Here is a 1,595-nt window from a genome sequence, read left to right on the forward strand (position 1 = left end):
GCTGCGCAGCTATCGTCCGCCAGAGCCTTACAAGGGCAAGGGCGTTCGCTACTCGGACGAGAAGGTCGTCCTGAAGGAAGCGAAGAAGAAGTAAGTAGTGAAGCAGTGGTCAGTGGTCGGCGCAGGCTTAGTCCTCCGGCCACCCGGCTACTCGAAGGTCACTGGAATTTGTCACTGGAAATCGTTTTATGAGCCCGAAGAAAGAATCCCGTCTGCGCCGTGCGCGCCGGACGCGTGCAAAGATTGCCGAGCTGGGCACCCACCGGCTGTCCGTGCATCGCACGCCGCGCCACATCTATGCGCAGATCATCGCGGGTGACGCTGGTCATACCGTGGTTGCTGCATCGACGGTCGAGAAGATCGTTGCCGAGAGCCTTGAAGGCACCGGTAATGTCGAAGCTGCGAAGAAGGTTGGCGCCACGATCGCTGAGCGCGCCAAGGCCGCCGGCATCACGAAGGTCGCATTCGACCGTTCGGGCTTTCAGTATCACGGCCGCATCAAGGCGCTGGCCGACGCCGCTCGCGAAGCTGGACTGGAGTTTTAATTAAATGGCTAATCCCAACTACAATTTCGACGACTCGCAGAGCGGCGATTTCAAGGAAAAGCTGGTCGCCGTCAACCGTGTGTCGAAGACGGTCAAGGGCGGCAAGCAGTTCACCTTCACGGCACTGACCGTGGTCGGTGATGGCGCTGGCAAGGTCGGCTTCGGTTATGGCAAGGCTCGTGAAGTGCCGGTTGCCATCCAGAAGGCGATGGAGAAGGCGCGCAAGAACATGATTTCGATCGAGCTGAAGGGTGCGACCCTGCAGCACGAGATCTGGGGCATCCATGGTGCCTCACGGGTATTCATGAAGCCTGCATCCGACGGTACCGGCGTCATTGCCGGCAGCGCGATGCGTGCGGTGTTTGAAGTTGCCGGCGTGCAGAACGTGCTGGCCAAGTCGTTCGGCTCGCGCAACAAGATGAACATGGTGCGTGCAACGGTCGACGCGCTGCGCAAGCTCAACATGCCGTCGGAGATTGCCGCCAAGCGTGGCAAGACTCTTGAAGAAATCCTCGGTTAAGGACTAAGGAATCGCCATGAGCGCTACCAAGCAAGTCAAAATCACGCTCGTCAAAAGCGTGTTCGGTCGTCTCCAGGCTCATCGCGCTTGCGTGCGCGGCCTTGGTCTGACCCGGATGCATTCGTCGGTCGTAGTTCCGGCGACTGCGGAAAATATGGGCATGGTCAACAAGATTGGCTTCATGCTGAAGATTGAAGAAGTCTGAAACAGCCCTGGTCAATGGCCCTGCGCCAGTGACCTGTTGTCTGTTCGGAACTCGCTGAAGTGTTGTTACTGGCCATTGGCCACTGATCACTGGGAACTGTTGTCATGAAACTGAATACGATCAAGCCTGCTGCTGGTGCCAAGACGGCTCGCGTTCGCGTCGGCCGCGGTATCGGTTCCGGCATGGGCAAGACCGCTGGCCGCGGTCACAAAGGTCAGCGCGCCCGTAAGGGTGGCCGCGGCAAGATCGGCTTTGAAGGCGGTCAGATGCCTATCCAGCGTCGTTTGCCGAAGCGCGGCTTTTCTTCCGCGATCGGCAAGCTGAC

General features: G+C 59.0%; 4 protein-coding genes and 1 pseudogene. All 5 read left to right on the top strand.

The genetic code is table 11. The features are described from left to right. Nucleotides 1-94 (top strand): annotated as a pseudogene (locus QZY06_RS19055) (50S ribosomal protein L6); the annotation flags it as partial. A gap of 94 nt (nt 95-188) precedes the next feature. Further along, nucleotides 189-545, top strand: coding sequence for a 50S ribosomal protein L18 (gene rplR, locus QZY06_RS19060; RefSeq protein WP_022978605.1), 357 nt, complete (start codon nt 189-191; stop codon nt 543-545). 4 nt (nt 546-549) lie between these two features. Then, complete coding sequence (gene rpsE, locus QZY06_RS19065) at nt 550-1,065, top strand: 30S ribosomal protein S5 (RefSeq protein WP_022978606.1); 516 nt, start codon at nt 550-552, stop codon at nt 1,063-1,065. 16 nt (nt 1,066-1,081) lie between these two features. After that, nucleotides 1,082-1,270 carry a 50S ribosomal protein L30 gene (gene rpmD, locus QZY06_RS19070; protein ID WP_022978607.1) on the top strand — a complete coding sequence of 63 codons (189 nt, stop codon included), beginning with the start codon at nt 1,082-1,084 and terminating at the stop codon, nt 1,268-1,270. Between the two features lie 104 nt (nt 1,271-1,374). Next, nucleotides 1,375-1,595 (top strand): 50S ribosomal protein L15 (gene rplO, locus QZY06_RS19075; RefSeq protein ID WP_295687091.1); only part of this gene is annotated, 221 nt, incomplete at its 3' end.

It is taken from the genome of uncultured Nevskia sp. (assembly GCF_903885465.1).
Taxonomy (GTDB): Bacteria; Pseudomonadota; Gammaproteobacteria; order Nevskiales; family Nevskiaceae; genus Nevskia.